Origin of the sequence: Pseudoalteromonas sp. MEBiC 03485 (assembly GCF_004195145.1) — a bacterium.
Classification (GTDB): domain Bacteria; phylum Pseudomonadota; class Gammaproteobacteria; order Enterobacterales; family Alteromonadaceae; genus Pseudoalteromonas; species Pseudoalteromonas apostichopi.
Window position 1 is genome coordinate 184,636 of record NZ_SGBT01000001.1, and the last position, 26,290, is coordinate 210,925.

General features: G+C 38.8%; 24 protein-coding genes and 2 pseudogenes. 11 read left to right on the plus strand and 15 right to left on the minus strand.

What is annotated here, in order from left to right; translation table 11 throughout:
- Window positions 1-3: 3 nt before the first annotated feature.
- Window positions 4-429: a GNAT family N-acetyltransferase gene (locus EVU92_RS00810; protein WP_130049655.1), complete on the minus strand. Its 426-nt coding sequence runs from the start codon at window positions 427-429 to the stop codon at window positions 4-6.
- Window position 430: 1 nt separating this feature from the next.
- On the minus strand, window positions 431-631 hold the full coding sequence (locus EVU92_RS00815) for a DUF3283 family protein (RefSeq protein ID WP_130049656.1): 201 nt from the start codon (window positions 629-631) through the stop codon (window positions 431-433).
- A gap of 153 nt (window positions 632-784) precedes the next feature.
- On the opposite strand from EVU92_RS00815, the gene EVU92_RS00820 reads away from it, so the two are divergent.
- Window positions 785-1,486, plus strand: a complete 702-nt coding sequence (locus EVU92_RS00820; protein ID WP_233786787.1) for a transporter substrate-binding domain-containing protein — start codon at window positions 785-787, stop codon at window positions 1,484-1,486.
- On the opposite strand, the gene EVU92_RS00825 is transcribed toward EVU92_RS00820, so the two are convergent.
- The 4 genes from EVU92_RS00825 to zntR form a co-directional block, all read right to left on the minus strand.
- Window positions 1,483-1,728, minus strand: coding sequence for a DUF1289 domain-containing protein (locus EVU92_RS00825; RefSeq protein ID WP_130049657.1), 246 nt, complete (start codon window positions 1,726-1,728; stop codon window positions 1,483-1,485). The genes EVU92_RS00820 and EVU92_RS00825 overlap by 4 nt on opposite strands.
- Before the next feature lie 99 nt (window positions 1,729-1,827).
- Window positions 1,828-2,958 (minus strand): 1-acyl-sn-glycerol-3-phosphate acyltransferase, encoded by a 1,131-nt coding sequence (locus tag EVU92_RS00830; RefSeq protein WP_130049658.1) that lies wholly within the window; start codon window positions 2,956-2,958, stop codon window positions 1,828-1,830.
- Between the two features lie 154 nt (window positions 2,959-3,112).
- Window positions 3,113-4,393, minus strand: a complete 1,281-nt coding sequence (locus EVU92_RS00835; RefSeq protein ID WP_130049659.1) for an SO_0444 family Cu/Zn efflux transporter — start codon at window positions 4,391-4,393, stop codon at window positions 3,113-3,115.
- On the minus strand, window positions 4,377-4,790 hold the full coding sequence (gene zntR / locus EVU92_RS00840; protein WP_130052199.1) for a Zn(2+)-responsive transcriptional regulator: 414 nt from the start codon (window positions 4,788-4,790) through the stop codon (window positions 4,377-4,379). Before zntR ends, EVU92_RS00835 begins: the two co-directional genes overlap by 17 nt.
- A 94-nt stretch (window positions 4,791-4,884) precedes the next feature.
- Here zntR and EVU92_RS00845 point away from each other — a divergent pair, with 94 nt between their 5' ends.
- Together EVU92_RS00845 and EVU92_RS00850 are read left to right on the plus strand one after the other, a co-directional pair.
- Window positions 4,885-5,829, plus strand: a complete 945-nt coding sequence (locus EVU92_RS00845; protein WP_130049660.1) for a D-2-hydroxyacid dehydrogenase — start codon at window positions 4,885-4,887, stop codon at window positions 5,827-5,829.
- A gap of 162 nt (window positions 5,830-5,991) precedes the next feature.
- Window positions 5,992-6,372: a DUF3192 domain-containing protein gene (locus tag EVU92_RS00850; protein ID WP_130049661.1), complete on the plus strand. Its 381-nt coding sequence runs from the start codon at window positions 5,992-5,994 to the stop codon at window positions 6,370-6,372.
- Window positions 6,373-6,403: 31 nt separating this feature from the next.
- On the opposite strand, the gene EVU92_RS00855 is transcribed toward EVU92_RS00850, so the two are convergent.
- The 3 genes and pseudogenes from EVU92_RS00855 to EVU92_RS00865 form a co-directional block, all read right to left on the minus strand.
- Complete coding sequence (locus EVU92_RS00855; RefSeq protein ID WP_130049662.1) at window positions 6,404-7,327, minus strand: diguanylate cyclase; 924 nt, start codon at window positions 7,325-7,327, stop codon at window positions 6,404-6,406.
- Entirely contained in the window at window positions 7,296-10,760 is a 3,465-nt protein-coding gene (locus EVU92_RS00860) for a response regulator (RefSeq protein WP_130049663.1), read from the minus strand. Before EVU92_RS00860 ends, EVU92_RS00855 begins: the two co-directional genes overlap by 32 nt.
- Window positions 10,761-10,821: 61 nt before the next feature.
- Window positions 10,822-11,079 (minus strand): annotated as a pseudogene (locus EVU92_RS00865) (PhoH family protein); the annotation flags it as partial.
- Window positions 11,080-11,164: 85 nt separating this feature from the next.
- Here EVU92_RS00865 and EVU92_RS00870 point away from each other — a divergent pair.
- From EVU92_RS00870 to EVU92_RS21740, 7 genes are all read left to right on the plus strand, one after another.
- A complete protein-coding gene (locus EVU92_RS00870; RefSeq protein WP_130049664.1) occupies window positions 11,165-12,655 on the plus strand; it encodes a site-specific integrase in 1,491 nt (496 codons plus the stop codon).
- Window positions 12,639-15,410, plus strand: coding sequence for a hypothetical protein (locus EVU92_RS00875; protein ID WP_130049665.1), 2,772 nt, complete (start codon window positions 12,639-12,641; stop codon window positions 15,408-15,410). The genes EVU92_RS00870 and EVU92_RS00875 overlap by 17 nt, the downstream gene beginning before the upstream one ends.
- Window positions 15,407-17,491 (plus strand): hypothetical protein, encoded by a 2,085-nt coding sequence (locus EVU92_RS00880; protein WP_130049666.1) that lies wholly within the window; start codon window positions 15,407-15,409, stop codon window positions 17,489-17,491. Before EVU92_RS00875 ends, EVU92_RS00880 begins: the two co-directional genes overlap by 4 nt.
- On the plus strand, window positions 17,488-17,952 hold the full coding sequence (locus EVU92_RS00885; RefSeq protein WP_016708220.1) for a hypothetical protein: 465 nt from the start codon (window positions 17,488-17,490) through the stop codon (window positions 17,950-17,952). Before EVU92_RS00880 ends, EVU92_RS00885 begins: the two co-directional genes overlap by 4 nt.
- 222 nt (window positions 17,953-18,174) lie before the next feature.
- Window positions 18,175-18,552 carry a MerR family transcriptional regulator gene (locus tag EVU92_RS00890; protein ID WP_016708221.1) on the plus strand — a complete coding sequence of 126 codons (378 nt, stop codon included), beginning with the start codon at window positions 18,175-18,177 and terminating at the stop codon, window positions 18,550-18,552.
- 60 nt (window positions 18,553-18,612) lie between these two features.
- Entirely contained in the window at window positions 18,613-19,002 is a 390-nt protein-coding gene (gene merC, locus EVU92_RS00895; RefSeq protein WP_016708222.1) for an organomercurial transporter MerC, read from the plus strand.
- Window positions 18,990-19,208 (plus strand): GDCCVxC domain-containing (seleno)protein, encoded by a 219-nt coding sequence (locus EVU92_RS21740; protein WP_062566147.1) that lies wholly within the window; start codon window positions 18,990-18,992, stop codon window positions 19,206-19,208. The genes merC and EVU92_RS21740 overlap by 13 nt, the downstream gene beginning before the upstream one ends.
- Before the next feature lies 1 nt (window position 19,209).
- Here the strand turns inward: EVU92_RS21740 and EVU92_RS00905 are convergent.
- The 6 genes and pseudogenes from EVU92_RS00905 to EVU92_RS21745 form a co-directional block, all read right to left on the minus strand.
- Window positions 19,210-19,771, minus strand: a pseudogene (locus EVU92_RS00905) (manganese efflux pump MntP family protein).
- A gap of 51 nt (window positions 19,772-19,822) precedes the next feature.
- The gene (qatD, locus tag EVU92_RS00910) at window positions 19,823-20,554 is read right to left on the minus strand and encodes a Qat anti-phage system TatD family nuclease QatD (RefSeq protein ID WP_045979591.1); all 732 of its coding nucleotides are present in this window, start codon (window positions 20,552-20,554) and stop codon (window positions 19,823-19,825) included.
- Window positions 20,551-21,885, minus strand: coding sequence for a Qat anti-phage system QueC-like protein QatC (gene qatC, locus EVU92_RS00915; RefSeq protein ID WP_045979592.1), 1,335 nt, complete (start codon window positions 21,883-21,885; stop codon window positions 20,551-20,553). The genes qatD and qatC overlap by 4 nt, the downstream gene beginning before the upstream one ends.
- Complete coding sequence (locus EVU92_RS00920) at window positions 21,878-22,765, minus strand: hypothetical protein (protein WP_130049667.1); 888 nt, start codon at window positions 22,763-22,765, stop codon at window positions 21,878-21,880. The genes qatC and EVU92_RS00920 overlap by 8 nt, the downstream gene beginning before the upstream one ends.
- Window position 22,766: 1 nt before the next feature.
- Window positions 22,767-24,527, minus strand: a complete 1,761-nt coding sequence (locus EVU92_RS00925; protein WP_082079326.1) for a P-loop NTPase fold protein — start codon at window positions 24,525-24,527, stop codon at window positions 22,767-22,769.
- 11 nt (window positions 24,528-24,538) lie between these two features.
- On the minus strand, window positions 24,539-24,790 hold the full coding sequence (locus EVU92_RS21745) for a helix-turn-helix domain-containing protein (RefSeq protein WP_045979594.1): 252 nt from the start codon (window positions 24,788-24,790) through the stop codon (window positions 24,539-24,541).
- A 508-nt stretch (window positions 24,791-25,298) separates the two neighbouring features.
- On the opposite strand from EVU92_RS21745, the gene EVU92_RS00935 reads away from it, so the two are divergent.
- Window positions 25,299-26,198 carry a cation transporter gene (locus EVU92_RS00935; protein WP_130049668.1) on the plus strand — a complete coding sequence of 300 codons (900 nt, stop codon included), beginning with the start codon at window positions 25,299-25,301 and terminating at the stop codon, window positions 26,196-26,198.
- Window positions 26,199-26,290 lie beyond the last annotated feature (92 nt).

Here is a 26,290-nt window from a genome sequence, read left to right on the forward strand (position 1 = left end):
TTGCTAACTTGGCACTGTGTCACGCGTAAAGTGCATCGCAACTACTTTTCGATGCGCATATACCTCAAACAACGATTGCAAAGAATTGGGTAATGTTAATGCATAGTTAAACCCATTTTGTAGATAAAGATCAATCAGATTTTGGTACACGAAGGTAAAAACGGTTCCTTTTTGTGCATCAGTTACAGTAGTAAGCAATTGTGAGGCTATCTTTTGACCCCGCCACATTTCATCAACATAAAGAGTAGACAAAAACAATTGTCCTGATTGGTCTTGAACCCGGCAGGCAGCAATTATTTCTAACTCATTGTAAACAACCCACACCTGATCCGCTTTGGTCGCTCGACCACGGGCATTGTTTTTGTCATAAAATTTATTTACTAAGGGCGTTTTAATCGGCTCAAGTAAACAAAATCTGAAGTCTGCCATGTTAGCTCATTAGCGAAAGGTAATGCTCAAATTGCTGCTTAAGAAAAGCTTGCTCAGAGATAGGGCGATTGTTTATTGCAGTATAGACGCCCTCACGCGTGTTTTTTCCGCGCTTTATTTGATAGGCCCAAAAAGACGCTTCGTAATCCAATTGAATTTGATATTTTTGCTCTCGCGGCAATTTACATAAATTGAAACTCATACTTTCTCAGCAATAAATTTTTTGATTTAACAAGTATAACAAAATTAGACCGCTTTAATCGCTTTTATTAGGCTAAAAAGACCACGACAAACTTGATTTTGGAGGCACATATAAGTAGATTAACGAGCAATTTATGTACGCAAGGAATGCACGTTGTCGAAGTATCTTAATTACGGATTTGCCTTATTTTTGCTGCTTTTTTGCTTCTTAAGTAACGCCAGCACAAACTTACTGATTTTTAATCGTCCTGCCGATACACCACAAGCTCGCTATGTTATTGATTTAATGAAAATGGCTTATAAGGAAATAGGTTATGAGGTCCATATTATCGATTTCAATCATCAAAATGCTTTAGTAGCCGCTAACCAAGGTGTGCTCGATGGACAGTTAGGTCGCATTGCTGATGTTAAGGATAATTATCCTAATTTATTGAAAGTCGATTATCCGCTTTTTGATTTTAATTTAGTGCTGCTGAAAAATTGCCAGCAATGTCAATACGAAGAGCTCAAGTCTTTAGCAATTCAATCAAGCTACCCAGCTGCACAGAGTTATATCGAACGTCACCCATTTAATGGTGATGTTATCAAAGTCAGAAATGTCACTGCTCAGCTTAATTTACTAACACAAAAACGTGTTGAAGGGACAATATTGCTAGACTTTTTACTGTCAACTAAGCACCCAAACTTTAATCAAACAGCCTTTCATAAACAAGTGTTAATGCCAATGCAGAGCTATCACTTTGTTCACAAACGCCATAAAGCAATAATTCCACAACTGACCATGGTACTCAAAAAGCTTGATGAAAACGGTACGGTGCACTTTCTAAAATCAAAATACCACCTCACTGAATTTTAAAAATCAAAACCACCTTGCTCAGGGTTTGTTTGCTGCTGTTGTGCTTGCTGTTTTTTCTGAAGGTAACGTTTGTAACGCTGTTGGCATAAGCTAATCACTTTACGCTTTTCCGCGTTAGTAAACTGATTCCAATAAAAACGCTCATCCCGACTGCGATAGCAGCCTTTACAATAGCCTCGGTTATTAACTTGGCATATCCCTTTGCAAGGGCTTGGAATTTCAAATATTTCAATTTGTTGCATCACAAATGCCGGTTAATAAAGAATATTAAAAGTATAGCCTGAAAATTAACCATAAAAAAAGCCACTTTAAAAAGTGGCCTCTTAAACTAACTGTATCGCTTACTCAGACTCGCTTGTAGCAAGTTCTGCTTTACGATGAAATGGTTTTGCATACATCGCTAATACCAAAGGTTTTAACTCTTCTGGCACTTTCGCCATGCGCTCATTAAAGGCAGCGGCATCTTCTTCATCAATTATAGCTTGCGTGCAACCACCCGCTATATAGTTACCTGGGTGTAAGAAAAACGAATCAACTATTTGCTGATCAATCGTTTTTGCAAGCTCCTCAGGCGATTCACAGCCCGACTCAATTGGCTCGCCAAACGCTAAATGTACATGTCCTTTGGCTGTACTAAAGCCTTCAACAATACTGGCAATGTCTTCACCCTGCTGTTTAACATACTGACCATGTTGCTGTTTATGATAAAGCTCTTTCGCTTTAGCAATCGCACATGGCTCGTATTGATAAGAGATAGACACAGGTACAATTTTTAGTTCGCGTACGTACTCAGCAAATTCTTTCTTCTGCTTACGACCTTGTAACTGCAACATTTTAAGTAAGGCTGGATCTGTTTGATCAAAACCGTCTTTTGCTCGACCTTCTTTTTGGGCTATCCAAATTGAATGACCCTCTGTTAATGAGTCATAAATATAAGCAGACAGCTGCGACAGCGCTTTTAGCATCTCTTTTGGTGCTTTCGCTGAACGCTTCACAATAAAGCTCTTATTTAAACGCATTAACTCAGTGATATAAGGGATTTGCAGTAAATTATCACCAATTGCGATGCGCACTGTCGGCATATTGTGCTTAAACAAGCCCCAATTCACTAATGCAGGATCAAGCACGATATCGCGATGATTCGAGATAAATAAATAGGCTTGTTTTGGATCTAGTTTATCTATGCCAGAAAACGTCACTTCTGAAGTCGTACGGGTAATTAATTTATTTAAATAATCAGCCACTTCATGCTGAACTTGCTCAACCGATGAGGTGTTACCCCATTTTTTACGCAGTTGGCTGCGTACCAATGGACGAGTAAGAAATGGGAAGTTCGATAAAAAGCGCGGTAGGTTATACTTAGCGATTACATCTACAAAGGCATTATCAGCAATCAAACGCGCTACTGAATCAGCTACTTCATCATCATTGTAAGGTCTTATGTCGGCGTATTTATCCACACTTTCACTCATTAAAAACTACTTAAGTTAAAAAACGGCACGCGATGCGTGCCGTTAAAAATAATTGGCGGATTATAACTCAGACAATTTTAAATGCGAACCGAGACGCGATAGTTAACCAACTTAAATCCCAATCAATGTAAAAAAATATTTTTATAACAAATAATTAAGTAATGCTCTTACCAGTTTGAGACGACTTTTTTAATACCATTTTGAGGACCAATCTAAGCATTAAAATCGCCAATACAATACCCGCTGCAAGACTTAACCAATGAGGTAAAACTTCATGCTCTTCGCCCATCATAGGCGCAACCACAAAACCATACTGCGCCACTAAATAATCGGTTAAAAAGCCAAATGCTAGCGCCGTTCCAATTACCCCTAATAGGTAGGCAAATACTGCTCGCTTGCCAAGCTCTTTTCCAACCACACCAAGCGTTGCAATATTAGTTGCTGGCCCAGCTAACATAAACACGAGCACCGCACCGGGGGACACACCACTGAGTAATAAGCCTGCCGCAATAGGTGTCGATGCAGTCGCACAGATGTACATAGGAATACTGATTAAAATGACCACCAGCATCGCAAGGATGCCATTACCCCACTGGCTTAAATAAGATTCTGGTACATAAGTTTGTACTAGAGCAGCAAAGAATAAACCGATCATTAACCAGATCATGGTGTCTTCAAGCAGCTTGTTACAACTAAAACTCACCGCGCGTTTCAGTTTGCTAAAACGACTTTCAACGGTTTTAGTTGAGTGCTCACTGCTACAACAGCTTTTCTGCGAAGGTGCTTCTTTTTCTGTTGAGCAACTGTGTTGCTGACCCTGTGTTGGTTGCAGTTCCTTGCTACTACAACAACTTGTTTTTTTAACAGGCTCAGGTTCTTTAAGCGTTTGCTTATTACAACAACTTTGCGCGGGCTTAACAGGTGCCTCTTTGCTGCAACAGCTTGATGCGGTCATAGGCTCTGGTTGTTTACTGCTACAACAAGAGTCTGTTTTAGTGCTTTCTTTATTTGGTATTGTGCTTTGCTGTTGATGAAGTTCACTGTCTTTACCTACTAAAACACCTGCCACAATCGCACTGCATACGGCTGCAATAGGGCGAATCACCGCCATAAATGGACCTAATAACACATAAGATACGGAGACCGAATCGACCCCAGTTTCAGGAGTTGATACCAAAAATGCTGTGGTGGCACTTTTTGACGCCCCCGCTCTTCTTAAACCAATTGCCGCAGGGATTACGCCACATGAACACAGTGGCATTGGGGCACCAATAAAGGCCGCTTTCACTGTGGTCCATAAGCCTTCTTTGCCTAAATGGCGATTAAGAAAGTTGGCAGGCAAATACACATTTAAAAGACCTGCGATGAATAAGCCTAGCATTAACCAAGGTGCTGAGAGTAAAAACAGGTGCCAAAAATTAATGAGTAAGTCCATCGATATCCTCCAGCGTCGTTAGTATCGAACAGTTTTCAGCAGGTTCTTCACCGCCACAACATTTATCTGCCAATAATGAAAGTGAGTCATAAAAGCGAGTAAGCTCTGCAATTCTTTGTGCAACGAGATCACGTTTTTGTAACGTCATCTCTTTAACTTCATGGCAAGAGTGCTGATCTTTATGAAATTTAATCTGAAGTAGCTCTTTAATCTCAGCCAAACTAAAGCCAACATTCTTTGCTCTGAGAATAAAAGCCATTTGCTTATAATCATCCTCAGAGTAAAAACGATATCCTACGTCTGAACGCGAACTTGGCGTTAACAAACCATGCTTTTCGTAGTACCTTAGCGTATCTGTTGAGACACCCAACTGACGGGCAAACTCACCTATTTTCATCACCGTCTCCATTGTGAAGCGTTTATTTATTATGCTCACTATAAACCTTGGAGTACACCCCAAGGTCAAGCAATAAATTAAAAAAGGAAAGCACATGAATATTACTGTCCTTGATGCAGCGACATTAGCCAACACTTCGCTAGATGCCTTAGCGCAATTAGGTAAATTAACCTGTTATGACTTAACCAACCAAGAACAAGTTGTTGAGCGCAGCCAAGATGCAGATGTAGTTATCAGTAATAAAGTGGTGATTGATCAGCACGCCATGGCTAAGCTGACTAATTTAAAACTCATTTGCGTTGCAGCCACAGGTACTAACAACATTGACTTAGAGGCGGCTAAGAAGCATAACATTGCAGTGACAAATGTAGCGGGCTATTCAACACCAAGTGTGGTGCAACATACCTTTACTCTAATCACTAATTTATTGGGTAATACTCACAGATACATTAATGATTGTCAGCAAGGCTTATGGCAAAAAAGCCCGATGTTTTGTCGCCTAGATTACAGCTTTAATGAAATTGCCAGCAAAACATTGGCAATTGTTGGTTATGGGTCACTGGGTAAAGCCGTTGCCGACGTAGCACGAGTCTTTGGTGCCAAAGTCATCATCAGTGAGCGTAAAGGCCAAGCACCTCGTGAAGGTCGCGTCAGTTTTAATGACGCCCTAAAAACAGCGGATATTATTAGTGTCCATTGCCCGCTAACTGATGAAACTCGCAACCAAATAGCCGCGGAAGAGTTAAGAATGATGAAACCGTCAGCCATCATTATTAATACCGCCCGTGGTGGTATCATCAATGAAGCTGATTTAGCAGATGCATTGGCTAATAATATCATTGCTGGAGCTGGTGTTGATGTACTCAGCAAAGAACCCGCAGAGCAATCAAACCCGCTAGCACTCTACAAAGGGTCAAACCTATTGCTCACGCCTCACATCGCATGGGCAAGCCAAGAGTCTATTGTTCGCTTAGTTAACGAAATAGCTTTAAATATTCAGGCATTTAATCAGGGCGAGATGCGTAACAGGTTGGTCTAAAAGGCAATATATTAGTCAATAGAGCTAAGTAGTTAGTGATTTTTTACTTAGCCCCATTGCGCAAAATAACATTAACCCAATGATTTTATTAGAAATAAAATTTTTGGCAAGCAGTTTGCTATCAAGGTTTAACTATAAAACAATTTCTTAGGGATAAAAAACATGAAAAAAGCACTTCTAATTGCCGCTCTAACTGCACCATTTTTAACTGGCTGTGTCATCGCTGTTTCTGACGGTGAAGCCGACACTCATTGGGCTGGTAGTTCTTCTAGCTGGGAAAAACAGCATAAAAGTAACCGTGAAGTGATTTCTAATCTCGCATTAGATACAAGCTACCAAACCGTATTAAACAAACTGAATACACCTAACTTTACCGAGTTGTTAAAGCAAGGTGATGATGTTTATCAGGTATTATTCTATGTAACACATAGCATTCATTCTGATGGCAAGATGACTAAAGACGAGTGTACGCCACTCGTATTTAAAAATGATAAGTTAATTGGTGTGGGTGATACAATTTATAAATCGCTAAGTAACGGCTAATTAGCAAGCTAAAGTTAAGAGTAGGCCTTGCCTACTCTGATTCATTTACAGCGATCATTCTCGATACAATTTGATCTCGCCCGGCATCTTTAGCCTGATAAAGACCTAAATCAGCCTCTTCTAGCAAGGTTTGTTCTGCATAAACCTGACCATTTTCTGTGGTCGCAATACCAATACTAATTGTGACATGGTCGGCATTTAGCGACGCTTTGTGTAGAATGTTTAACTCATTCACTGCATTTCGTAGTTTATTTGCAAACGAGATAGCCTCATTGGCAAAGGTATTTGGAAGTACCGCAGCAAACTCTTCACCACCATAACGAGCAACAAAGTCACTGCCTCGCTCACACGCCCCAACTAAGGCATGAGCAATTTTTTTTAAGCAGTCATCACCTGCACGATGGCCATAGCAATCGTTGTAACGTTTAAAATGATCGACATCCATTAATAACACTGATAACGGAGTTTGATCTCGACGACACCGGCGCCACTCTCGCGCTAAGTTTTCATCCAAATAACGTCTATTTGGGATCTCAGTTAAGCCATCAATTGAGGCGAGCATTTCGAGTAAGTCATTTTTTTGTTTGATCAGCAGCTGATTGCGTACACGGGCACGAACGATAGCAGCACTAAATGGTTTCGTGATGTAATCCATCGCGCCTAATTCAAGGCCCTTAGCTTCGTCATCATGGCTGGTATTTGCAGAAATGAATATAACAGGCAACATACTGGTGGCAGCGTTTTCTTTTAACTTAGTTAGCACTTCATAACCGTCAATGCCTGGCATCACAATATCCAAGATCAATAAATCAACAGTCTCCGTTTTTAAAAACGTCAGTGCTTTTTCGCCACTCTCTACACAAAAAACATCATAGTCTTGCTGTAATGTTTTCTCTAATACCAAGCGATTTAACGGATCGTCATCAACAATCAGTACCTTGGCTCTTTTCAACATCAGTAGATCCTTGTTCAATGATAAATGCAATGACCTGTTTTATTTGCCATTGCAATTCATCATTTAATTGCTCGGGCAATTCGCCATCTGCTTTAAGCCTAGCTTCACATTGTTGTGCGCACGCTGACAATCGCTTAAAACCAAGATTGCCAGCTGATCCTTTAACATTATGAACTACACGAACCAACTCATTGGTAGTTTTTAATGTAGAGATTTGTAATAGCTGCTCAGCTGCCATAGTCGCAAACTTCGACAACATAGTTAATACTAACTTAGTATTATTTGCAAACTGAGACATTATAAAAGCTTGATCAAAAAAGACTTCTTTTGGCCTATCCAACTCACTCATTGCTAAAAATAATTTACTGGCAACAATAGGTTTAGTGAGATGCTTATTCATACCGGCCGAAATAGAATGCTCAATATCTTCGCTTTCACTGTGTGCAGTGAGTGCATAAATAGGCATTTGCTCTTTAGTGAAAGACTGACGAATAATACGCGTTGCCTGACAACCATCCATTTCTGGCATCTGAATATCCATAAAAATGAGATCAGGTCTGAGGCTTTTTGCCAGCTCAATGCCTTTTTCACCACTGTGTGCACACACAACAGTGACATCAATTTGCTCTAAAATGCTTTTAATAATGCTTAAATTTAGTGGATTATCATCCACAGCAAGTACTAAAAGTCCAGATAGATCAGTACTAGAAGGCAATGAAACCAGCTCTTTTTTCACAGGCTCTACGGCTTTATCGAGCTGCAAGCAAAAGCAAAATTCACTGCCTTTGCCTTTTTCACTTTCAAGCTTAATTTCGCCTCCCATCAATGCAACTTCGTATTTAACAATCGCTAAACCTAAACCAACCCCCTGATGAGAGCGCGTTAATGATTCATCGCCTTGGGTAAATGCATCAAATAAGCGGCTTTGATCGGCCTTACTAATACCAATACCGGTGTCTTTGACTGTAAAACAAATAAGTTGCTGCTCAGCAGATTCCTCCACCAGCATTAAGTTTAATGTCACTGTACCTTGCTCGGTGAATTTTACTGCGTTAGTGAGTAGGTTAGCTAATACTTGCTGCAAGCAAATTTGATCACCAACCAAGTTATCACTAATACTTTGGTCACATTTGACTTTAAACTCGATATTTTTATTCGCACATAAGGGAGCTGTGATCCCCTGACAGTAATCGATTAAATCAGGCACACTAAAAGGGGCTTTATTAATTTGCACTTGCGAGCTTTCCGCGCGGGCAAAATCTAGCATACGATTTAATAAGGTAAGCAAGCTATTGGCTGCAGATTTTGCTTGCTCGGCATGGTTACGCTGCGGCTGTGTTAACCCTTGCAGTGCAATCACATCAATTAAGCCTAGTACAGCATTAAGTGGTGTGCGTATTTCATGGCTTAGGTTAGCTATAAAACGGCTTTTAGCTAATGTTGCTCGCTCAGCATCATCTTTTGCTTGCACTAAATCCGTCACATCCTGTACATGAACAACATAGTAATCCGGTGTTTGCTCAGCATTCCAAACTAATGACACGCTAATTTGTAACCACCGTTGTTGCTCTTGCTGCTCAAGACTAAAGTGATAAACTTTTTTCTTCTCATGCAGTAACTCTGTCAAGGTATCCTTTAGCGTCTGATAAGATGGCTCTGCAAATAAGTCTATTAATTTGAGGTCATTAGCGTTTTCAATTGCAAAGATTCTACGTGCTGCTTTATTTGCTTGCAGCACCTGATCTTCAAGCGAAACCAACAGCACTCCATTAGCAGCATATTCCATAGCACTGCGTAATTTAGCTTCAGAGCTTTGTAATGCATTAAGCGCATTATGCTGCTCGGTAATATCACGACCAATCGCCATAGTGCCAAGAAATTGCTGATGCTCGTTGTAAAATGGCACAATGCTAAACAGATAACTACTATCTTCTGTGGTCAATCTTTTTTGATAAGCTTGGCGGTCTTTAAGCACTTGCTTTTCAAGCTCGTTTAATTCGCCGTTATCATCACTAATATCACATAATTGCTGGCCCACTAACTTCTCTTGTGGCAAGCCAATATAACGCTCATACGCCTTATTACAGCCTAAAAACGAGCCATCGATATTCTTAAAGTAAATAAGATCCGGCACGTTATTTAGCATAGTATTTAATAACGCTAAGTGACGCTCTTTCGCATCAATACTACGGCGCAATTGTTTTGACTTTACCTGTACTTGGGAATCAAGCGCTTTATTTGCCTCTTGTAAAGATTGAACGAGCTCCTCATTACGACTAAACACCTTTTTCACACGGCTGAACCAAGGCTGCCAATCAACAGGAATCCGATAATGAACTAACGCTTGTTTGCCTTCATCATGCTGCTCAAGGTAATTCATTAAGTGCGTCATCGGTTTTACAAAAATGCGCTGACTCAACCAAAAAACAGCGCTGAACATCATCACTAAAAAAACACTCAAAAATGCGAACTCTAAAAAGATGTCATAGCCAACTGGTTCACTAAGAGCTTGCTGTGATTCATAGAAACGAGTGTAAATAGGTAAGTTGGTAGCTTCTTGTACTAAATGACTATCGTTATTTTTGCGCATATCTACCGCGACATGCGGCCAATGTTCGCTGGCACTAATGGTCGTATTAAGCGTTGCCTTTGAGCTGGCACTAATGGTCGTATTAAGCGTTGCCTTTGAGCTGGCAATAACTTGGTTATCTTGATTGATAAAAATATACTCACCATAGTTAGGCGCTATTTTTTTTAACCAATTAGAAATTGCTTCAAGATCATAAATCAACACAATGTAATCGCGACTATTAGCAGCTCTTTGCTTGCCAATTGCAAAATAGGCATGACCATTAATGGTCAACACTGAGCTAGAGGCAAGATTGTTGCTATTTATTAATAAAGGTCGAAATTTATTATCTAACACACTGGTCAGAAATTCACTTTTTGTTATGCTACGGCGCTTAATATAAACAAAACCTTGCTCATTAACATAAGCCACGGCTTCTAAAGATTGAATAAGTGACAGAGTGGTATTAAACGAGGGGCCGAGGGCAATAACTCGTCGCCATTGATTAATTGCATAAGCCGTTGAGGCAAACTTTCCTTGCCCGACTATCTCCCCCACTCCATCGCCCACACTTTGATAGTAATAGTGATCATATTGATTCACATTACGTGTCCAACTAGGATCAAAATCATAAGAAAGTGGCTGTTCATAAAGCTTGAACATGGTGTCTATGAGGCCATCCGCGGCATTCATCGCATGGGAAAGCTGAGCAGTAATATTATTAAATCCGTTTTGCCTGCTTTCTATCACTCGCTCAAGTTTTAAGTTATACAGGTGTAAACACAAAAAAAACGCCACCAGCAGCGGCACAATAAGTGCCACTGCCAAAGAGCGATAATAATGCTTTAATGGTAAAAAATTCACTGGCTTATATGTACCTTACCTCGTTACAGCTAGGTTAACGAGGCATAAGTATACTGGCAAGCTATAAATTTTCTTCAGCAAAGCTGGCTAACCTGCTACGTACTACACCATTTAAGTTAACAGTAGCACTGCCCTCAAAATCTTTAAAACGTTCAACAATATAAGTTAAGCCAGAGGTCACTGGGGTCAAGTAGTTACTATCGATTTGAGCAAGGTTACCTGAGCAAATTAGCTTAGTGCCTTCGCCACAGCGAGTGATAATAGTTTTCAACTGCGACGCAGTTAAGTTTTGACTCTCATCCAAAATCACCCCCGAATTGATATAATACTATCATACCCTTAATAAACTTGAACAAAAAAGTTTTTACACACATACTCTAGCTAAGAATCAAAGGTGAACGAAAATGATACTTCGAAATACAACAAAAACTAAAATAATTAAAGCATCAGTCAACTTTGGAAAAGGAATGTCTTTTCACCTCGATAAATCAGGGCAACCTATTAAGACTGAAAAAGGCATCAGAACTCACTCATATAGGCACGATAAAATAGAACCTAATTTTCCAGTGCTATATCACCCGACTCGCTTCACCGAATGCCAAGAAATGAACTTATTTTTAATGCACCGCTTTGAAGGTCATTTCAGTCTCAAAAAGAATCAAATAGACAATGAGGCTTTTAGTGACGCTTATCATGCCAGCCAACCGGGAAAGCCATTAGATGTTAAGTCTGTTTGCAGTATAGCTAAGCACTTAAAAGCTTTCTTAGATTGGTTGGATAAAGATGATGCATCCTATTTTGAAGTAATAGCTGCACCACTTTCAAAACAATCTGTAGATGATGATATTTCTAGGTTACCTGTGTGGAGATATCACAAACATTTATGTGAAAGAGTCGAAACCAAAGATAAGTCTAAACGCATAAGCTTTAACAGCGCTCAAGAACGAATTAGAGCTGTTAAAGCATTCTATATATGGAGCCATAAGCGCGGGGCTATAGATAGCCTCCCCTTCTCACTTGAATACAAACAGGTACGTATTAAATCGAAAGCTAAATCAAGTGTAAGTTCATTGTTTCAATTACCTACTAGCAACACACGTTCTGGAGGCTTATGGAAGTGGGTTAGTAATTTGAGCATTCCAAATACATTGAAACAAAAGGAAGACTCACCCGAAAAAGATCTACAACCATATTCTCCAAAAGAACTTAAACAGTTGCTGGAGACGGATACGGCTCAAAAAGAGACTTATAAGCTTTATTTGCAATGTGCTTTGCTAGGTGGACTTCGTTCTTTTGAGATTTCAGCCATCGACCAGAAAGACCTTTTTGATCCTGATGAAAAAGAAAACGAGAAACGTATTCCAAAATTGAACATTGTACGAAAAGGACATAAGCCAGTGAGATTAACAATAGCGCGAGTTCTAATGAAGCTTTTGTACAATCACACTTTGACAATTCAAAATATGAAGCGACGTACCAAACATGAGACTAATCATGGTATGGACAATAGTGAACATCCGCTTCCTTTGTTTATGAATAGTTCAGGATCGCGGATAAGCGAAGATACACCGGGGAATACTATTTCCATAGTTAGAAAAGAACAAAGGAAGCAGGGATTAGAAATACTATTACGCACATTCCATGACTTACGCGCTACCTTTGCTACTTATGTCGCTAAATACCTAATTGACAAAGGTGAATCGGAGAGTTCCATCAGACAGACACTAATGACCTTGATGAGTCACGAAAGTTTTAAAACAACCAAACGTTACATCGACTTTGCCAAAAGTGTAGCAGTGGATGCATACGGAGCAATGTCAGAGTGGGTGAAAGATATCTACGGTGATGTTGACGAATTACTGATGCGTGAGGCTGAAGATGCAGCAGCAAGTTAAAACGCGGAAGTCCAATCGTATTCCTGCTAGATTTAAACCTCATTCAATTGTTCTAGCCAAACAGTTAGACGTTTTATTTAACAGGGCATATGACAAAGAAAACAATATTAGCGCAGATGACGACACTGCTATTTCAATGAGTCGCTTGCGGAATGCTTGTGTCAGTTTACAACACACTCTTCCTCTAGCCCTTAATAAGGTTAGTACAGATACTGCGACATCAATTCAAACTTCGGGATTAAATGCTCTATCAGACTTTGAAATTTGGCAAGAACTGGAATACTTTTGCATTAATGAAATAAATGATGTCAAGCTACCTAGTTATGCTACTCGTATAGAAGAAGCCTTAGAAAACTTAGCTAAGTTTCATTTTTATGATAACGCTATCAACGCTCCTTTTAGGCTAGTAAATGGGGCTACTTCAATCGACATAACTAAATTATTCGAACTTGAATTCCATCAAGTAAAAGAGATTCGTAAATTACTAAATAAATATCTGGACTATCTCGTCCTTCCAGAATTAAGCCTCAAAGATTCTTCTATTAGGGACAATATCCTCAAAACTGCGACAGCTATTATAAATCTTTGTCTACATGATACTTTTAAGAATACTGAACGCGTCAAACTGCCATTATTGGCAACATTACAGGATAGGGAATTCGTTTCATCATTTATATGCAATCACAACTTCCGTACTTTTTTAAAATTTATACTACCCGATGTGTGGGGTAAAGCTAGAGTCAATCAATTTAAAACTGAAGCCGAAGTAATAGGGTATGCACAAAGCATATCATCCAAATTTGGCAATGAAGTTGATGCTTTTTTGAAAAATCAGATAGCAAGCGCTTCGGAAGCTAATACAACAAGAGTTAGATCCTCAACTTTATCATTTCCAAGGTGGTTGAATAGTGCTGGTAGCGTAGCATCACCAATAATTAAGCTGCTTAGTGAGCGTGGAATTCAAGGGTTTGCAGAAAATGGCCTTCAGGGATTTAAATACCTTTATAAGCATTACCAAGAAGAAACTCAAAATAACCAGCAGTTTTTACTGCTACTAAACGCTGCATTGGACCTTTACCACTTTGTTACGGGTGAAAAAATCGCAAAGGAAAGTTTATTACCCTACTCATTGGGCTATTACCTTAAAGAAAGTGACACTACCGAATGGCAGAAGCATGAGTGGGTATATGACAATGCCTATAAATTTTATCAAAACCTAGTCGAATACCATAAAGTTTTTACAAAGCGAATTGATGGCGAGAGCATAGGTATCGTCACTCTCAAAGGTTACATAGGTAGTATGGCTAGAGCATTGAAAGAAAATGCATCATCATTAACAGATGAACAAATGAAGCTTATTGCCAGTCATGGGGTTCATGCTTTTGTTGAAAATAACTGTGAGATACTAAAGGCTATAAGAGAGGCAATTCAACTAAAATCAAAACAAGGCGATTTGTCGGTTTTTGTTGGTAATCAATATCAGAGCGCTATCGACAAATTACTATCGTTTTATGGTCTAGATACTATTAAAAGCTTTCCGGTCAACACCGAATTAACTGCACAACATCAAGAGCAACTATCTCAGAATCAAGATAAACTCTACTCATATAGAGAAGTAGTAGAATTAGCATATTACATAGAAAAAGGGCTTTCTGAGACCTTACTCACAATTAAAGACAAAGTTACACTTTATGCAGCAAAAGTCATATTGAAAACTGGTTGGAATTCAACTCCTACGCTAGAGCTTGATACTGACGACTTATTTTTCTTTAACACGCCATTACATTCAAGTAAAACTCCTGCTCTTCGTTTATTTAAACGCCGAGCTAATTATCAAACTCAATGGCATAAATTTGAAATTAAAGCCGAAGATCTAGAAAAAGAAGGCGTCTTATACGGCGACGTTGTCGAACCAGTAATATTTGATATTAAGGCTGCGACTAGACTTACGTCTATTTACCGCCCTTCTATTGAGAACCTATCAAAAAGAATTTTTGTTTTTCCCAAAGTAAATAGTATTGGAGAAGTAAAGATTCAATTATTAACAGCATCACGTTTCAAGACCACTATAGATAGGATATTGACTGAGCTTGGGTGTGATATCGTATTTAATTCGCAAAAGATCAGAAAATCAGGGCTTAACTACATTTACCGAAAAGTTGCCAAAGAATTTAAGTGGTATCAAAAAGCTGGCAAGCACTCTTATGAAACGTTCTTGCGTCATTATTTAATGCAAGATAACAAAGATGTTGCAATGACAATCAACAGAGCGACAAAAACAATGGCAGACTATTTTGTTCGCGATGTTACCGACAAAGTAATCATTTTGCAGACTCCACCAGAAGACGGTAAAAAAGTCCCGAATGGCACATGCATTAACTCAAAAGATAAATCCGCAGTAGTGGCATTCGAATCTCAAAACAGGAAATTATTAGACCAGCGAGATACAAACGAGCATGCATGTGCCGACTTTAACGCATGCTTGTGGTGTCCGTTCTATCGCTGTGTTGCTGACGCATTGCATGTTTGGAAACTTTTGTCATACCGGGATTTTGTTGTTGCTGATATGGAAAACTCAGCCGCAACATTTGACTCTGTAACAGAGCAACTGGAAAACATAGAGCAGTTGAAAAATAGAGTTAACGAAATATTAACTGATATTGCCAAGCTTAATGCTCAAGCTGTGATTGATGGAAAAGAATTATTGAGAACAGAGGGTATTCATCCTCATTGGAAAAACACAGGTTTGCTATGACCAAAGAGATAACTAAAACAAAACTACTTGATATCGCTGTTGTAAAAACACATACAGGTCAAATCACTATAAAACCTTTGGTTCAGGTGTTAGAAGATTTTAAAGTTGATGATACTAGCGCTTTTAATTCGATTGCTTTGTGGGAAAACAGAGCATTGAATATTGCTAAACATGGCACTATTCACTTTGGCGATGACACTTGGATAAGCTATGAAGAAACGCAAAGAAATGTGAATTTTAAAGGTGTTGATGAATTAGCATATCAAATTCGAATTTATTCACTAATTAAACTCACACATGGTGATGTTGTAGGCGGTAAACCTCTAAAAATCTCTACACTTCAAAATGATGTAACGTATCTAAATTTAATTGCAGCCTTCTTAAGACAAAGAGGTTATCACTCATTTCATGAGTTGGAGTTCAAATCTGACTTAGTTATTAGGAATCTCATAAAAGACTATTTATATGAAGTCGGGAAAATAGCTATTTACAGACAATCACACTCATTTACTAAACTATTTGACGTGCAACGAAGCTTTCGTCTTTTTGGCCCTAAGGTGTGTAGTGTTTTTATTGATGTGCTTAACCAACTAAACGAGTTACACCATCCGAGACCAGTCACTTATTCGCACCCTGTCATTCCTACTAAAGTAATGAAAAAAATTCTGAAGTTTGCAGAAAAAATAGTTGAAAACTCTAAGGATAAGATAGAACGATGGCTAGAATTAAATGCACGCTTAATAGATAGTTTACATGAAGGCTCCATTGAACCACCGCCCAAAATGAATACAGGTGAGCTAATAGCAAAACATGTAAGAAACTTACCCAATGAAGAGGAATTCATTCAATTATCCGAAGAATTAGAAGATTTAAAATTAGCCACATACATTAATATCTTGGCCTATACAGGTATGAGATATAACGAAGTACTTACATGCAAGGTTGGCTGTGCCAATTACAAAGATGATATTTATTACATTACGGCAATTATGACCAAAACCGACAACAGTAAGGTTGAGATGGAATGGTTTTCAAACGCTGAAGTACATGAGTGTGTTGGTATTTACGAAAAATATGTGATCGGTATGCAAGAAAGGGCAAAAGCTGTACTTTCTTCATGCAGAGCCAATATAACAAGTAGTCAAGCACACAATTTGAAAGAAGGGTTAGAAAGAAACCGTCTTTTCGGGGTTTCACATAGTAGCTGTAGTGTTAGTTTTAGCGATGCTGGGCGATTCACAAAATTTGAGGTTAAAAACAGTGAAAACATTGAGCTTTTTGACTTAACTCTAGACGATGATGATATAGCAGAGCTTGAACGCCTTGAATCTAACTACAAAGAGGTTAGAGGAGAGAATAGAGGTGTCCCATACGAAGAAGGCGATACGTTTAGATTAACCGCTCACATGTTTCGACATACGTTGGCCTACTTTGTCATTGCCAATAAATTAGGTGAGCTTGATGATATTAGATATCAATTTAAACATTTAACTAGCCTAATGACGTTTGTTTATACTCGAAGAGCATTTTTGGCCTCAACAACTTTAATTAAAACTACTGAAGAGTTTAATGAGATTTTAATTGACCGTGTTGCAGAAGAGTTAATAGATGAAGCCGAGTCACAATCACTTAAAGGTGGTGCTGGTGAGCAAATTAATAAAACATCTAAAGATCTGATAATAGGTATTACTGATAGTCAAAGTAAAGATTCGACTGTGATTAAGCAGATCCATTTCAGTTCAATTGAAGAACTGAAAAAATTTCTCGTCAAAAATATTAAAAACATACGTGGCTTACCTACGGGGTACTGCACTGCGGGAGAAGCTTGCAAGATAAAAGGAGCAGGAATCCCTAGTGGCTGTGTGTATTGTGGTAGTAAAATCATTACCAAACGCCACAAGGTCAATTGGCAAATAATAAAAAAAGAAGCAACGCAGAAACTAGAGGCATATGCGGCATTAACCAAAGAAGAGCAAGAAGATTACGAGCTATTTGCTATTCACTGGAAAAATAATATAGCAGCAGCTGACTATGTATTAGATGAAGGCAAAGCGCATACAAACCAAGGAGAACAAGCATGAGTAGCGCATACGATGATATAAAACGTGCTTTTGAAGAGATGAAATCTGATGGCAGCAAGATAACCAAAAATGCAGTAGCAACGAGAGCTAAAAGAAATATTGCAAATCTATCTAAAGAAGAAGAAAAATGGGTAAAGTTACGAGAAAATATTGAAAAAGCTCAATTAACTTGGGAAGAAAAAAATAAAGATAATTTAATAAAACAACTCAGAACAAAGGTAGCCGAACTAAAAAGCAAGCTTGCTAAAGAAAAGCAAAAAAACGAGATTGACCCTAAGGAAATCGATAAGGATTTTGAAAAGCTACTGGTGCGATTACAAGAAATGTACGCTGAAATAGATAAGCTCAAACTGATTAATGCTGATTTAAAAAATCAACTTCAGCACTCAGGGCAACATACAGAAATAAGAGTGGATACGTCTACTGGTGAAATTATTGAATTAGTTTCAACGAAACAATAGATTAGATGTAGTAGCTCATATCTCATCTTACAGTTTTGTTGATTAGGTTTAGACTTCACCTGACAGGCAGCAAGAGCGAACAAGAGACGGTCAGAGTGATCTGGATATGTGAACTTAATTCTACAAAGCGGACGCTTAGCGACCCCGTTCATGCAATAAAATTGAGTTTAGGCAATCCGCATTAATTGTATAATGATGTCTCTGCTTCTAAAGAGTATGTTTATGAGAACCATTGGAAAACTGGCAAAAGATTTAGATATCAATGTTGAAACGATCCGCTTTTATGAGCGCCAAGGTTTAATAGAGCAGCCTCCAAAACCCGAATCAGGTTATCGAAAGTATGACGAGACACACGCTAATCAACTCAAATTTATTCTGAAAGCTAAAGCATTAGGGTTTACGCTGAAAGAAATTGAATCACTGATGTCACTAAGTAGCAGTTGCGCTGATATAGAATCGATGGGATTGCAAAAACTTAATCTCATCCGTAATAAAATTGCTGATTTACAGCGGTTAGAGAAAGTAATTCAAGATATGACAGATTCTTGCAAGGCCAATCAAGACCCTCAATCCTGCCCGGTAATAAATTCACTTAAATAGCTATTGACCCCGTACTTATGTACGGAGTTTATACTACCTTAAAAATTGAGGTAGATAGTTATGATCAATAAAATTCTAGATAAAGTAGGTTCTGGTGGCGTTTGGCTAGCCGCCCTTAGTTGCACAGCATGTTTTCCTGCGCTCGGCTCATTGGCATCTGCTCTTGGGTTAGGTTTTCTTTCACATTTTGAAGGGATAGCGGTGAACACCTTATTGCCATTATTTGCTTCACTAGCGTTGTTAGTTAATTTCTATAATTGGTATCAACATCGAGAGTCATTAAGAGGCATTTTAAGTGTCATTGGCCCAATTGCAGTATTGCTGACCCTTTATCCTTTATGGCAATACGACTGGAGCACTTACTTATTTTACTTTGGGATCATTTGGATGGTCGTAATGTCTATTTTAGATATTGTTAAGCCCATTAAGGAACCAGTATGCAAGGTATAGAATTAAAATCTAAGATAACTTGCCCTGAATGTGGATTTAGCAAAGTTGAAACCATGCCTACAAACGCTTGCCAATGGTATTACGAATGCGAAAGCTGTAAAGCACTACTTAAACCGTTCAAAGGTGATTGTTGCGTTTACTGCTCTTATGGAACAGTTAAGTGTCCTCCTATTCAAGAAGGCAATGCATGTTGCTCAGGTAAGTAGCCTAGTATTCGGTGGTTCTGTGCCAACCAAGTAATATCTTAAATGCGATTGCGATTAACACTAAACCACCAAATAGTTCAGCTTTAGACTCCAGCCATACGCCACTTCTTTCGCCGATATTCACACCAATCTAGCTAAAGGCAAACGTCGTGACGCCTATTATCAAGCAAGCTACGGCTATATCTACCTCAAGCAATGTGATTGCATAACCTGCCGCCATTGCATCAATACTGGCGGCAATAGCAAGAACAAATAGCACACGATGAGTAACATTAGCAATATCTTCTTCAATTCCTTCAGATTGGGACTCATAAATCATTTTTGCCACCGATAAATAATAGCAAAATAAAAGCTATCCAAGGTGCATAATCTTCAATCCAAGATGATCATCCTTTACCGCTGTAATAGCCTAAAAGAGGTATAAAGCCTTGGAAAAATCCAAAATAAGCAACGGCTTTAATAAAGAGTTTTTCAGCATTTGCTACTTTTTTAGAACCTAAGCCTATGGATACTGCAAACACGTCCATACTGAGTGCTATAGCTAATACAAATACTTCAAACAAATCGATTAAACCTGAATAAAATTGTTATAAGATTACGTGACGTATAATTAGTTACTTGACTGATGTTAAACACCTAAGGTTTGCTGACAGTTGCTCAATTATCGAAGCCTTATTTTTACACCAAATTTCAGCCAGATATTCAGTAACAGTGCCAACACTTGAAGGAAACAGAATATTCCCCGCCACTTTGGCGAAAGGGCCATCAGTTTCGAGTAAAATCCTATCTTGAGGTATCCACGATATTACTTTTTTAGCTCTGGCTGAAGTAAGCATGGCTGGCCCAATAGAAAAGAAACAGCCTAGCTCGACGGCTTCTAGAACTTGCTTCTTAGTACCTAAAAACCAATGAAGAATGGCAGTACCAGCATTGGGGTATAACTTAAGTTGTTCAAGTACTTCACCTGTCGCGTTGAGACTATGGATAGTTAATATTTTGTTATCAAAGCCTTCACATTTTTTCAAAATATGCGTAAAAACCTCTAATTGATCATCAAAGTAATCAGCATAACCTTTTGAGCCATCCAGCCCAATTTCTCCAATATATCTAGTTCTATCAACTAGCTTATCGAATAGAGGTAGTTCATTTTTCCTTAAATGAGCAAGTTGAGGGTGCAGACCCAAAGCCGTTTTACAGTGTTTTATGTCACTTGTTAACTGGACAGTACCTTCAAAAGCTGACGGCACCGTAGTTACTGATAGCACGTAATAATTACTGCTTTTTATGTCGTTCAATACCTCTTGATAATCTGGATATAAATCAACATGGCAATGAAGATCCATCATGATGATTTATCCGCTTGGAGAAATAATTCAACCTCTGCCAATCCTCGCTTAATAGTTGATTCTAATTTTTCTCGTATATCTTTTTCTTGTGGTATTGGTCCTGACTTTCGAAGCCAAGAACGATAGTTATCGGATTGTTTCAATCTAATAATGGCTGTTTGAACCGCTTGAAGATCATCACGCGTATCTTTTTCTTTCATAAGCCCTTTCAACCTCTTTGTCTTGTATGGCGCATCTTGTGTAAAACCAGCATGAAAAACTGACGCTCTTCGAATAAGACAAGGTACACAATGTCCACACTGTTTATGCTCTCTGTGCCAATGACTACATGAAACACTCAGAGGAACAGCTTTTCTAATTGCGTCTTGATCAACACATTCCGCTAACATTTCACCTTTAGTTTTGAATTGATAGGGGTTTACAAATTTGACATGAAACCCAGTGTCTCTAAGCAAAGATTCAAGCCTGCTTAGAAAATTAGGATGTGTAGTTCTAGTACTATGGCTACCAATCCGTCTTCTGGTAAGCGGTGGATTTATAGAAATATAGCCATTCTCAGGGACGACAATAGTTTCAATACTGCTATCGCAATTAGCATTTCTTAAGGCTGATATGCCAAGTACCGCCATAGCTAGGAAGTTGAAGCTTCTTCCCCTCATGCTAATGTCAGTTTTACCTTCTAACTGCTTGATAATATGAGGAGACATTGAATAGGACAATTCGCCGAATGGCGGGGACAATAATTGCTTAATATCTTCCTGTTTTGCGCCATCACCACGATAAGCGTGACTAATCAAAAGCGGTTTTAAGGCTGACTCTCCGTTTAAAATGTCAATTGCACCAACGGCGCTATCAAGACCTCCTGAAAAAAGGCAGACTGAGTTGAGTCCAATTAATGATTTTGCTTTTGCTTTCGCTTGCTCACTTGTTTTAGGAGTCGGCATCGGCATAGTTGTTTTTTCAAAAGTAAACTGCCATTGATCGCCCGTTAGAAAGTTGAGCAAAGAACTTAGTTCAGGCTCAACAGTATTCCACATATCCTCATCGGTAACAGGAACATGCAAGTGCATTTTTCTAGCCCATGCATTTTCTGCATTATCCCTCAATTCAAATGTATCAGCGGCGGTAACGGCGGTTGCAATTGTTATCAGATCTATTGCATCAGCATCTACATGCAATCCTAAATCACGAACTGTTTGTAGTAGTTGTTTTGACACCAAGCTGTGCTTAGTGATGTCATTTTGATGCGTGTGAAACATTTGGACAGGATGACAGTCTTCAGAAAAATCAGGCAAGTTAGCTGGGTCATGGTTAAAATAAAAATTAGTCATCAAAACTCTCCCATTCATCCACTGTCATTGCAATTGCATCAGCTTGAATTTTAGTAATATTTTCCTTGCTAATAGTACTAGGGTTGCCATTAGTTACTTTGTCTAACTGCTCTTGTGTGATCACTTTTATTAATTCCCTTAATTCTACTTCCATTTGATGATGCCTACTTGCAGGCTCAACATGAAACCAAGCTCTGCCCATGCCTTCAACCACATCCTGAAAAATAAGATCTGTTAAATAACAGCCTATGGCTTCTTGAATAACTTCGTCAGTAAAACTGTTTGGGTCAAATTCTTCTGTATCGGGGAGTGCTTCTTCTAGTGCGTAATCCAACGCAACTCTTACAGCATCCGAATCGGCATTATCAGGTGCCAAATGACTAGCAATTTTGTCAATTGCTTGGTCAGTCGATAACCCAGTTAGATCACCTAATGATAAGCTTTGATTATTAACCGTTACGGTGTCGCCACGCATGACACCAAGCAATCCAGAACCAGCCGTTATACCGCTTGCTAGTCTCCGGCTTGTGCTTTTACCTCCGCCAGAGCCTTTTCTAGAGTAACTTTTTAATGAACGCCTTAGATCTGAGGTTGAGCCACCTGTTTGTGCATATTTACCAAATGCTCTTCTGGCGCTGGCAAACCTATTTGGAGGTGGCGTTGCTGTTGGCGAACCACCGATTTCTTGTTGAACCTTGTCATTGTCAATATCGTTGGTATGGTCATTCTGATCATCAGATTGATTGTTATCAGAACCAGTTTGCTCATCCCCATCAGTACCTGATGCAGGCTCTATTGTGACGGGATCTCCTTGCTCTGCCCAAGATGGAATTAGCGGACTCTTGTTATTCGGTCCTGTAGACGATGCGGACGTACCCATATTACTTAATTCCCTCTAGTTCTTTTAAGATTGGATTGAGCCACCTTTGACGAGGCAAGCTTTTTAAGAATGTAAGAAGACTTAAGCAACATTTATCATCCTGCTTGGCAAGTAACACGGCTCCATAGATGCCTGTTGGTTTTTCGGTCCAATCACCAATCAACTTAAAGTTTTCAATCAAACCATCCATGACTGACATGTACTCTTCCTTCGGAGTTGTAGTAATCGCAGTAGAGTTAACGCCACTGACCCTTACCTTTTGCTTCATTAATTCTTCTACAAGTTTTTGAGCAGCTCCCGACATTACCGCATTAACAGCACCCATTGGAATGCTTTCTCGGCTAAGGTATGCCGCTGGGGTCAAATCCATCTCAGTAAACATTGGAGGTAATTTTGACCATTTATCAATAAAAGCTAGGTCGAGTTTCCACTCTTCAGGTAACTTTATTTCATCAAATTCAACTTCTGAATTTTCGAGATCCGCTAAAACTTTTGGATATCCGTTTTCCTTATCAATTAATTCATAAAGCTTGTTAGTAGCCTGAGTGCCTAAGCACCTCTCAAAAATTACCAGCTTAGTGATAGTTTTCTCGTCAAGCTGCATTCCTCGACGGTGAGCCGTTTTCTTTCTCATCTTAACTTGATTGAGTAATCGCTTAACTATGCGAGGGTTACCGTTAATGTTTGTGGATTCAGCTAATAGTGGAGCTAACTGTTCAGCAACTACAAATTTGCTTCTGAGTCCTGAATGCTTTTCGATATCGTGATCCTGAAGAAGCTCATCAACGGTAATTTGTGGTTGTTTCCAAGAAAGCCTTAATGATTCTTCAAGGGCACATCTTATCGCTTCTAACTGAGCATCTGTCACTCCGTGGTCTTGAGCGGTGAGCATCATTAAATATGCCCTTATCTCAAGAACACCGGGCCTTGGTACATGCACAGGAATTTGAATAAGCTTGTCTAAATAATCAGTTTGATGTCGTTGAGATGCACCTTTGTGATATTCAGGTACTGCCAAACGGATCATGTCTTCATCGGCGGCAATGACAAATGCGGTATTTGGTAAAAATAGAAATAATCTGATCGCCTCAAGTGTTGAAATGGCATTAAATGGAGAGCAGCGATCTAAATTATCGACATAGACAATAAGTGGCTTATCAAACTCCTTTAACAGATCAGAATATGCTTTTCGGAATTCTTTAATTTCTTTAGGAGGTGAGAATGATTTCTTATCTTTGATCAAACCTTTGTTTTTCTTCGCAACATCCTTAGCGCCATCGACAGCACCTTTTACATCATCAACATCAAGTTCACCATCGTCACCACCACTGAATAGTCCCATGATCTTCTGTATACCACCCATAGTCGGTATACCAGCTAATGCTGCACCACCATCCATTAGCAGTCCCATCAGTCTGATCTTATCTATTCGTCCAGCAAACTCTATTGCTTTTGCACTTAGATTTTTATCGTCTGCTGCTTTTTTTACTAAAGTAGATGCAATTGTTTCTAATAGCGCTGCTTTAGCGTCATCGTATCCTTGGAAAGTCCATGCATCGAAATGCACTTGGATATATTCTTGTTCATCAGTTTCCAAAGATGCTTTGGTAAGTTCAAGAATCGTGGATTTTCCAGCGCCCCAATCACCAAAGACACCTATACTAATAGGCATTAATTCCTTTTCAGTGATAAGATCTTTAATCGACTCAGCCGTTTCATTAAAGTTTAAGAAGTCAATTTTTGACTCTTTATCAGACCACATAACATCTCCTTTTATTTATTATTTTTTTGTTCCATTCTTTCAATAGTTCGATGAACCGTCGGGCGGCTAACAGAATATTTCTTCGCTAATGCAGAGATCGATTCACCATTTAATTTATCTTTATATAATTCTTTCGCTTGTTTGTCTGATAAAGCAGGCAATCTGCCCATGTGTTTGCCTTTAGCTTTAGCCTCTTCACGACCTTCTGTGGTTCTGGCTTTTATAAGATCCCGCTCAAGTTGAGCGAATATGTGGCTACGCATAATGTTTGAGATTATTTCTCATCAAGCCAGATTGGGTGAGTACTAGGAAATCTTCGTCAGATTTGAGCCTGAAGCAGTCGTAAACGATGGTACAAAATTACTTCAGCTAAAATTCACTTTGATACGAAACCGGACATTAGGCTTAGCGTATCTCATGACAAGTGTTCCAACAATATAGTCGTTGCTCTTACTTTTAAATTTAAATCTTGTTTTAGATCCTCTGTACAATTAGTAACACACCAACGCGACTTTAATGTGGAATTAGGATCATCGGTTAATTTATTCTATCTAGATAGCTCTTCTATTTTTTATCTTTGATAAACATCGGTATAAAACGGGCAGTCCAAATAATGTTAGCAGTGTTTGCTGTCACTACCCCCCAACAATTATTTTCTTGGAATAGCTATTTGAGTTACTTCCCAAACTTTTCATATTGAATAATTTTTATTTGACTCTATAGCCACTATAGATTTTATACTTATTTTAATATTATTACGGAATGTTAAATATGTCAGAAAAATGTAGTGATCAGTGTCAATCATCTTCTACCAATGAAGATGTAAAAATTGATACACAATTAGATAACTATAGTGGCGCGTTTGTCAGTACATTTAAAGTACCTCAAATGGACTGTCCTTCAGAAGAGAGATTGATTAGGTTAGCACTTGACTCAATTGAGCCTTCAGTTGGGTTGCAATTTGATATTCCTAGCCGTTTAGTCAAGGTTTTTCATGATGAAAATTTAGATGAGATAACAAAAAAATTACAACAACTCAATCTCGGTGCAGAGTTGGCATCAACTAAAGAAAGTTGCAGCACCGAAGCTGCAAAAGCAAAAGATCTAGCCCAAAAAAATGAGATGAAAGAAGCATCAACCCTAAAATGGTTGTTAGCCATTAATGGAGTCATGTTTTTTATAGAAGTAATTGCTGGGTTGATTGCACAGTCTGCTGGCCTAATTGCAGACTCATTAGATATGTTTGCTGATGCTGCTGTGTATGGTTTGGCTATTTATTCGGTAGGTAAAAGTATCAGCATGAAACTTAGAGCGGCACATATATCTGGTGTGCTTCAAGTTATTCTAGCGCTAAGTGCTTTGAGCGAAGTCGTAAGACGCTTTGTTTACGGTAGTGAACCGATCTCTTCTTTAATGATGATATTTGGTGGAATAGCACTAATCGCTAACATTGCTTGTCTATTTTTAATATTTGGTAATAAAGAAGACGGCGCTCATATGAAAGCAAGCTGGATTTTTTCCGCAAATGACGTTATTGCAAATGTTGGGGTAATCTTAGCTGGCTTTTTAGTTACAGTAACAAGCAGCCGTTATCCAGATTTAGTGATTGGTTTGATTATTGCTGTTGTAGTTTTAAACGGTGCTCGCCGTATCTTACAGCTAAAGTATTAAACAAATTCATCATGGCTATTTATTTAAATTTTAAAACCATTAATAGCATCTTTATAGCTAGTTTAAGTCTGCTTCAAACGGCTAAAGGGAAA